General features: G+C 62.2%; 6 protein-coding genes, 1 tRNA gene and 2 pseudogenes. 3 read left to right on the top strand and 6 right to left on the bottom strand.

Annotation, left to right across the window (positions count from 1 at the left end; genetic code table 11):
* From EN884_RS16895 to EN884_RS16885, 3 genes and pseudogenes are all read right to left on the bottom strand, one after another.
* Nucleotides 1-335 (bottom strand): annotated as a pseudogene (locus EN884_RS16895) (homoserine dehydrogenase); the annotation flags it as partial.
* Nucleotides 336-382: 47 nt separating this feature from the next.
* Nucleotides 383-1600, bottom strand: a complete 1218-nt coding sequence (locus EN884_RS16890) for an LL-diaminopimelate aminotransferase (RefSeq protein WP_013531991.1) — start codon at nucleotides 1598-1600, stop codon at nucleotides 383-385.
* A gap of 44 nt (nucleotides 1601-1644) precedes the next feature.
* The gene (locus EN884_RS16885) at nucleotides 1645-2037 is read right to left on the bottom strand and encodes a hypothetical protein (RefSeq protein WP_063167871.1); all 393 of its coding nucleotides are present in this window, start codon (nucleotides 2035-2037) and stop codon (nucleotides 1645-1647) included.
* A 97-nt stretch (nucleotides 2038-2134) separates the two neighbouring features.
* On the opposite strand from EN884_RS16885, the gene phaC reads away from it, so the two are divergent.
* The 3 genes from phaC to EN884_RS16870 all read left to right on the top strand — a co-directional run bounded on the left by phaC (nucleotide 2135) and on the right by EN884_RS16870 (nucleotide 5812).
* The gene (gene phaC, locus EN884_RS16880) at nucleotides 2135-3970 is read left to right on the top strand and encodes a class I poly(R)-hydroxyalkanoic acid synthase (RefSeq protein ID WP_063167870.1); all 1836 of its coding nucleotides are present in this window, start codon (nucleotides 2135-2137) and stop codon (nucleotides 3968-3970) included.
* 215 nt (nucleotides 3971-4185) lie between these two features.
* The gene (locus EN884_RS16875) at nucleotides 4186-5436 is read left to right on the top strand and encodes a YcbK family protein (RefSeq protein ID WP_032808955.1); all 1251 of its coding nucleotides are present in this window, start codon (nucleotides 4186-4188) and stop codon (nucleotides 5434-5436) included.
* 301 nt (nucleotides 5437-5737) lie between these two features.
* Nucleotides 5738-5812: transfer RNA gene (locus EN884_RS16870), tRNA-Glu, on the top strand.
* 810 nt (nucleotides 5813-6622) lie between these two features.
* Here EN884_RS16870 and EN884_RS16860 read toward each other — a convergent pair.
* The 3 genes and pseudogenes from EN884_RS16860 to EN884_RS16850 form a co-directional block, all read right to left on the bottom strand.
* Nucleotides 6623-7030: a TadE/TadG family type IV pilus assembly protein gene (locus tag EN884_RS16860; RefSeq protein WP_013531997.1), complete on the bottom strand. Its 408-nt coding sequence runs from the start codon at nucleotides 7028-7030 to the stop codon at nucleotides 6623-6625.
* A complete protein-coding gene (locus EN884_RS16855) occupies nucleotides 7020-7445 on the bottom strand; it encodes a TadE/TadG family type IV pilus assembly protein (protein ID WP_032808908.1) in 426 nt (141 codons plus the stop codon). Before EN884_RS16855 ends, EN884_RS16860 begins: the two co-directional genes overlap by 11 nt.
* Before the next feature lie 19 nt (nucleotides 7446-7464).
* Nucleotides 7465-8032 (bottom strand): annotated as a pseudogene (locus EN884_RS16850) (hypothetical protein); the annotation flags it as partial.

The following is an 8032-nucleotide window of genomic DNA, read 5'->3' as shown; positions in this document are numbered from 1 at the left end:
TTGGCCAGCAGCGCCTTGTTGGCGGTGACGACGTGACGGCCGGCTTCGAGTGCCGTCTTCACCGATGAGCGCGCCGGGCCCTCGTCGCCGCCGATCAGTTCGACGAACACGTCGATTTCTGCGGTCTGGGCCATCTTGACCGGATCGTCGAACCACTTTGCAGAGCTCAAATCGACGCCCCGATCGCGCTTGTGGTCGCGCGCCGAGACGGCGGTGACGATCACGTCACGGCCGCACTGGCGGGTCAGTTCCACCGCTTTGTCGCGCAGCACGCGCGCCACCGATGCACCGACCGTGCCGAGGCCGGCAATTCCAACACGCAATGCTTCAGCCATGTCCGGCGACGTCCCTCAAAGTCAGATCGAATTTGCGTGCGGCAAGCTTACCGGTGAGCGGAGAGCGGCACGACATTGTTGGGCTGCTTGGCGCTGGTCGACAGGAAGCGCTTGATGTTGCGCGCCGCCTGCCGGATCCTGTGCTCGTTCTCGACCAGAGCAACGCGCACGAATTCGTCGCCATGCTCGCCGAAGCCGACACCGGGCGCCACGGCCACGTCGGCATGTTCGATGAGCAGCTTGGAGAATTCGAGCGAGCCGAGATGCTTGAACGGCTCCGGGATCGGCGCCCAGGCGAACATCGATGCCGCCGGTGCCGGAATGGTCCAGCCGGCGCGGCCGAAGGCGTCGACCATCACGTCGCGGCGCTTGTGGTAGATGTCGCGTACCTCGGCGATGTCGGCGCCGTCGCCGTTGAGCGCGTGTGCCGCCGCCACCTGGATCGGCGTGAAGGCGCCGTAATCGAGGTAGGACTTCACCCGCGTCAGCGCCGAGATCAGCCGCTCGTTGCCGACGGCAAAGCCCATGCGCCAACCGGGCATGGAGAAGGTCTTCGACATGGAGGTGAATTCGACGCAAACGTCGATCGCGCCAGGCACCTGCAGCACCGAAGGCGGCGGATTGCCGTCGAAATAGATCTCCGAATAGGCAAGGTCGGACAGGATGATGATGTCGTTCTTCTTGGCGAAGGCGACCACATCCTTGTAGAAATCGAGCGAGGCGACCAGCGCTGTCGGGTTCGACGGATAGTTGAGGATCAGCGCCAGCGGCTTCGGGATCGAATGCTTGACACCGCGCTCGAGCGCCGGAATGAAACCGTCGTCCGGCTCCACCTGCAGCGAGCGGATGACGCCGCCCGACATGATAAAGCCGAAGGCATGGATCGGATAGGTCGGGTTCGGGCACAGGATCACGTCGCCGGGCGCGGTGATCGCCTGCGCCATGTTGGCGAAGCCTTCCTTCGAACCGAGCGTGGCCACCACTTGCGTGTCGGGGTTGAGCTTCACGCCGAAGCGCCTGCCATAGTAGGCGGCCTGGGCGCGGCGCAGGCCCGGAATGCCGCGCGACGAGGAATAGCGATGCGTGCGCGGGTCGCGCACGACCTCGCACAATTTGTCGACGATAGCCTTGGGCGTCGGCAGGTCCGGATTGCCCATGCCGAGGTCGATGATGTCGGCGCCACGCGATCGGGCGCTGGCCTTGAGCCGGTTGACCTGCTCGAACACGTAAGGCGGAAGCCGGCGAACCTTGTGAAATTCTTCCATGGCAGTTCCAGACAGCGAAGGGGTGTTGGGCGCGCGCTATATACTTATTTGCAGGTAGGGTCGAGGGCGGGGTCGCATTTGGCTTCGATCTGCTTCAGCGTTTCGTCGCCATGCTTCTTGGCCAGATCCGTCAGCGCCGCCTGGTTGACGACCTTGGGGCCGCCGCCCTTTGCCGCCTGCGCATTCTCATCCGCCTTCAATTGCGCGAGCTTGGCGTTCTTCTCGGCTTCGGTGAACTGCGGCGCCGCCACTTGCGGCTTGATGTTCAGGTTCGGGAAGGTGCCGGTATCCTTCGGTCCCGCACCCACAGCGACAGGCGTCGGGCCATTCGTGTTGGTGCTCGAGCACCCGGCAATGCCGATGAGGACGATCGCCGCGCCGATGCGGCAAAAACGTCCGGCACCGAAAAAAACAGTCTCGCCAATATTAATCGTCATATTGTTTCCTTGGCAGCCGAGGTAGAGCGAGATTGGCCCGGTCGGATGTCCCATGTTAATATGTCAAGAAAAGGCCTCGGGAGGAACCCCGCCAACCATGTCCAAAACACCCGATTCGGGCAAAGCGGAAGATGACCAGCCTTCGACCGTCGAGCAATATCTGGTGAAGGACCCGGAACGCTTCGCCCTGAACATGGCGCGCATGATCGAGCAGGCCGGCAAGGCCGCTTCCGCCTGGGCCGAGCCGCGTGAAAAAGGCGACGTGCGCGACCATGTGGCCGAGCCCGTCGTCGATATGGTGAAGACCTTTTCCAAGCTCAGCGAATACTGGCTTGCCGATCCGCAGCGCGCGCTGGAAGCGCAGACGCGGCTGTTCTCCGGCTATATGACGGTCTGGGCCAACGCCATTCAGCGCACCAGCAACGCCGCGCAAGACACCGAAGACGCGGTCAAGCCGGAGCGCGGCGACAAGCGCTTCCTCGACCCGGAATGGGGCCGCAACGCCTTCTTCGATTTCCTCAAGCAGGCCTATCTCGTCACCTCGCGCTGGGCGGCCGATCTGGTCGAGCACGCCGAAGGTCTTGACGAGCACACCCGCCACAAGGCCGGCTTTTACGTCAAGCAGGTGTCCAACGCCATCTCGCCGTCGAATTTCATCCTGACCAATCCGGAACTGTTCCGCGAAACCGTCGCCTCGAACGGCGAAAACCTGGTGCGCGGCATGAAGATGCTGGCCGAGGACATCGCCGCCGGCAAGGGCGACCTGAAGCTGCGGCAGGCCGACTACTCGCCCTTCGAGATCGGCAGGAACATCGCCACCACTCCCGGCAAGGTGGTCGGCCGCAGCGACGTCGCCGAAATCATCCAGTACGAACCGGCGACCGAGACGGTGCTCAAGCGGCCCCTGCTGATCTGCCCGCCATGGATCAATAAATTCTACATCCTCGATCTGAACCCGCAGAAATCCTTCATTCGCTGGGCGGTTGAACAGGGCCACACCGTGTTCGTCATCTCCTGGGTCAATCCGGACGAGCGCCACGGCACCAAGAGCTGGGAAGCCTATATCCGCGAGGGTCTGCAATACGGCCTCGACACGGTCGAGAAGGCCACCGGCGAACGCGACGTCAACGCGATCGGCTATTGCGTCGGCGGCACGCTCCTGGCGGCGGCACTGGCGCTGATGGCGCAAGAGGGCGACGACCGCATCAAGTCGGCGACCTTCTTCACCACGCAGGTCGACTTCACCTATGCCGGCGACCTGAAGGTGTTCGTCGACGAAGAACAGGTCGCGGCAGTGGAAAAGTCGATGAGCGAAAAGGGTTATCTCGACGGCACCAAGATGGCGACCGCCTTCAACATGCTGCGCTCAGGCGACCTGATCTGGCCCTATGTCGTCAACAACTACATGCGCGGCAAGGATCCCCTGCCCTTCGACCTGCTCTACTGGAATGCCGATTCCACCCGCATGGCCGCAGCCAACCACTCTTTCTACCTGCGCAACTGCTATCTCGAGAACAACCTTTCGCAAGGCACGATGGAACTGGCGGGCCGCACGGTCTCGCTCGGCGACATCACCATCCCGGTCTACAACCTCGCCTCCAAGGAAGATCACATCGCGCCGGCGCTTTCGGTGTTCCTCGGCTCGAAATATTTCGGCGGCACGGTCGAGTATGTGATGGCGGGGTCGGGCCATATCGCCGGTGTCGTCAATCCGCCGGCATCCAACAAATACCAGTATTGGACCGGGGCTACGCCGACGGGCGACTTCAGCCAGTGGATAGCCAATGCCACCGACCATCCAGGATCCTGGTGGCCGCACTGGCAAGGCTGGATAGAGGCCAAGGACAACACCCGCGTGCCTGCCCGCAAACCGGGCAAGCATATGAAAACTTTGGGTGATGCTCCGGGCACCTATGTGAAGGTCCGTGTGTAACGGACTGTAATGTGTGGTGAGTTGACGGGCCGCCAAAAGCGGGCGAAATGGTGTCGTCAACCATCAAGCGGCCGTAATTCGGCAATCACTGCAAAAATACTTCCAGGCTTGCGGATTTGACACAGGTCTCGTTTCCGGATCGGAGACAAAGGTCACCTTGGCAGCGACGCATGCATGCCGCGCCAAGATATGCCGACCGGACATCGAGGGGGAATTTGACTTTGAAATCAGCAGGATGGAGCCTCGCAAAGGGAGAACGCCGCGCCATTGTGGCAGCGCTCTGCTCCTTGCTTCTGGCCTCCTGCACTTCGGCTGGCGACCCGGCAATGTCGGTCGGAATGCCCGGCTACAATGCCACCGCATCGGACGTAAACGCGGCCTCCAGCGGCAAGGCGATCGCCGCCTCCGATTCGTCTGATGTCACGACGGAGCAGACGACCGTGATGACGGCAAGCGACACGGCGCTGCCTGAAAAGGTCGCCTATGTGCCTGTGTCCAAACCGGGAGCTGCCTTTCCGCTGACCATGCCGGCGGGCGCCGAAACCATCGTTGGAAACACGCCGCAGTCGCTGACGCAGCAGGCACAGACCGCGCAGCAGACCGATGCGGTAGCCCAGCAGATTGCCGCGGCCGACGGCGACGTGGCGGCGCCGAAGCCCGCTGCCGCTCCGGCCATGAACAACCCGGTCTATGTGACGGCTGGCGAGATGCCGCAGGCCGAAGCACCAAAGAAGAAAGGCTTCCTCGCCTCGATGTTTGGCGCAACGCCAGCCTCGGCGACACCAGCCCCCCTCATCAGCAACGCCCGGACGGGCGAGCAGCCCCCGGCGCAGGCAAAAGCGACGCCAGCAGCGGCAAAACCGATCATCACGCTTGCCTCGGCCGATTCCACGGCCAAGCCGGTACAACTGGCTTCGCTCGGTGGCGATAGCGGTCACATCACCGGCAGCGATGCCCTGCCCGGCGTGCGCCAGACGGCCCTGTTCGAGATCAAGCGCAAGTCGGGCCTCGATGACGAAAGCGACGTCGACCTCAACGAGGATGAGGGGCCAGTGGGCGGCTCCTATCAGGTTGCGTCCGCCGCCGGCATGGCCCGGCTGGCGCCCAACGGGCTGCTCAAGCAGAACGAAAGCGTCGATGTGGCCTGCCTGAAGCCGTCGCTGGTGCGCGTGCTGAAGACGATCGAAGGCCACTACGGCCGCAAGATGACGGTGACGTCAGGCTATCGCGACCCGGCCCGCAACCGGCGCGCCAACGGCGCCAAGAATTCGCTGCACATGTATTGCGCCGCCGCCGACATCCAGGTTCCCGGCGTTTCGAAATGGGAACTGGCGAGCTACATCAGAAGCATGCCCGGTCGCGGCGGTGTCGGCACATACTGCCACACAGAATCGGTTCACGTCGACGTCGGTCCCGAGCGCGACTGGAACTGGCGCTGCCGCCGGCGCAGCGGCGGTGACGGCTAGCAGCGCTATTTGACGGCCTACGCCTGTCAGCCGCCAAGGCCGTTCCGGCAATATCGTTCCAGCCTCCTGAACATTCGAGATAGGCTGAAGCGTCCCCAACTTCGTCATCCTCGGGTCTTCGCGACGGAGCGCTCCTTGCTCCGCCCGTGGATGACGAAACGATGGGTGTCGCCGCTAATCGTCAAGCCTGCCAGCCCTCGGCAAACCGTTGATTTGGCAGGCCTGGAAAAAAGTTGTCCAAGGTGGCACCTGACGGGTTGCCGGTTGCGCACAACGCCAGTATAAGCCGCTTCGTCTGAGCGCGCCCATCGTCTAGCGGTTAGGACACCGCCCTTTCACGGCGGTAACAGGGGTTCGATTCCCCTTGGGCGTACCAGAAAAATTTGCGTTTGGCGCAAACCTCCCTCCCAATGTCGGCAATTTCGCTTGGCTCTCTGCTGCTCTCTTCAACTGACGCGCAGTCTTCCGCGATCACACCATAGGCCAACGCGGCCACACGGGTCATAATCCTGCTACAAAGTGGTCGATTCCTAAGGGATGTAGCCGCTCCAAGAGCCCGCCGCAGGTCGCCCCCGTGGCGGGCTTTTTATTGCACGGTCGAGTTGGGCTTTCACGGCATTGCGACAACGGGGCGAAGCCCCGAGTGGCAAGTCCGTATTTATTTGCCTAGTTTGCGTGCGGGAGCCTACATGAGAACGGGTCGCGCGCCGCTCAAGACGACCCTCTTCAGCGCTTCAACCGGCATCCGACAGTGCAAAGTCAAAAGCCTGTTATGATCCACGGATTGGAGTCGTATCCGAGACGCGGCTCTGCCTTTGCCCCGCTATCTTCCGATTTGGCGGTTCCGGTGAAACCGCAGTCCAGATTTGCAACGGGCTTCTTGGTCGACGGTTTCGTGGAACACAAGGCGGCAGCGTCACTGACCGCCGCCTTCTTTTCCTTGGCAACAGCGACACCGGTCGCAGCGAAAACAACAGCCGCGCACAATACAGCCACTCTCATTGGAACCCCCACATTGCACCCGACAGATGGTCGAACATGACGTAACGTAATCTTAATATTAGCACTAACGAATATATTAGCTAGCCCCGTGCCATAAAAAGCAGGCCGAGTGCCAAGCTTGCGCCACGACCGCCAAACCGGTGCATTGGCAGAGCCCCGGCGCGCGAGGCTATCAGGCCACAGCCTAGCCGCTGCCAAGCAGCGGCACGGTAACGGTTGTCGCGTAGTTGATCGGGAAGGAACTGAAGTAGGGGAAGTCGATGACGAAGGCATAGGCGGCGGTCAGATGCGCCATGCGGAAGCCGCCGCTCACCGGGTCGATGGCGATCGTGACGTTCACGTCCTTGAACCCCAAGGCCTGCAATTTCTGCGTGGCGATCGATTGAATGTCGGCCTGGGTCAGCGTGTTCTTAAGCTGCAGCGAGCGCGCTGACGTCTCCAGCGTATAGCGAACACTGGAGACCGAGTGCATCGACCAGCCAAAGGCGAATATTCCGAACAGCAGCATGACAAGGAAGGGGGCGATCAGCGCGAACTCCAGCCCGGCCCCGCCCGATCGATCCCGCCGCAACGCGCTTACCCTAGCGGACACGGATCACCTCCTGGTGACCGATGACGGTGGGAGCGGCAAAGGCGCCGAAGGCAATTGGCGGCACCCAGGTGCCCGATGCCTGTATCTGGACATAGATCGACGGCACCTTGGGCCCACTGCACATGGTGGAAGCGTCGACCACGGTCGTCCCGCACATACGGATGTGGCTTAGCGTGACCTGGCCGTCTTCCGGCCGATTTTCCCAGCTCGCAATGGCAAGGGCCTGGGTCGCCGCATCATCGGTCGATCCGCTCATGACCAGGTTCGCGGCCGTCTTCACACCGGCGCGCATCGACAGTGAACTCGTTATGTAGGACCAGCCGTCCAGAATACCAAGCAGCACCAGGCACAGAATGGGCAGCACCATCGCGAACTCGACCGCCGCAACGCCCGAATCATCGCCGAGGATCGGCATCGACCGGCGCCCCACGGAGCTACTCGGACAGTGCCACGGACCGCGCGGCTGGAATGTTGGGCACTCCGAGGCTCGAGCAATCCTGATTGATGGTTGAATTACCGGACCATTGAATCGTATTTGCGACGACCCTGGTGCAGCCGCCATTGCCCGAGAAGTTGCCAAGATAGCTCACTTGCTGCTTGGGGAAATAGATGGCCCCGGTCAAAAGCGAGTCCGCTGTGCCGTTGAATGTGCTGGATGCACTCATGCCGGTCCTGTCGCCGTAGAACAGAACGCCTGAGTAGGTGCCCGAAGTCGCCGCGCTGAGCTTCACGGACGCATTGCCATTCATGCTGACGGTCGAGCTGCCGGACATGAAGATGGTCACCCCGGCGCCGGTGATGGCCGCGTTGGCGTTTATCTTGAGATTGCCCTGGACGACATAAACGCCGGGCGAAAGCGTGACGTTGCCCTTCAGGTTCATGCCGCTGCAATAGGTGCCTGGACCGAGCGTCGCCTTGTTGTCGTTCAGGCAGGGGGTCGCGGCCACCGGGGCCGGCAGGTCGACAAAGGGATCGCCGGCGGGCAGTGCCTGGGTGATCGGG

The organism is Mesorhizobium sp. M7A.F.Ca.AU.001.01.1.1 (genome assembly GCF_004022735.1).
GTDB classification, from domain to species: domain Bacteria; phylum Pseudomonadota; class Alphaproteobacteria; order Rhizobiales; family Rhizobiaceae; genus Mesorhizobium; species Mesorhizobium ciceri.
The sequence above is the reverse complement of the archived record's forward strand: the minus strand, read 5'-3'. Positions and strand labels throughout refer to the sequence as shown.

Excerpts from the sequence above, each read along its gene's own strand:
- EN884_RS16885 (WP_063167871.1), bottom strand. The coding sequence starts at position 2,037 with ATGACGATTAATATTGGCGAGACTGTTTTTTTCGGTGCCGGACGTTTT.
- EN884_RS16890 (WP_013531991.1), bottom strand. The coding sequence starts at position 1,600 with ATGGAAGAATTTCACAAGGTTCGCCGGCTTCCGCCTTACGTGTTCGAG.
- EN884_RS16855 (WP_032808908.1), bottom strand. The coding sequence starts at position 7,445 with ATGCCGATCCTCGGCGATGATTCGGGCGTTGCGGCGGTCGAGTTCGCG.
- phaC (WP_063167870.1), top strand. The coding sequence starts at position 2,135 with ATGTCCAAAACACCCGATTCGGGCAAAGCGGAAGATGACCAGCCTTCG.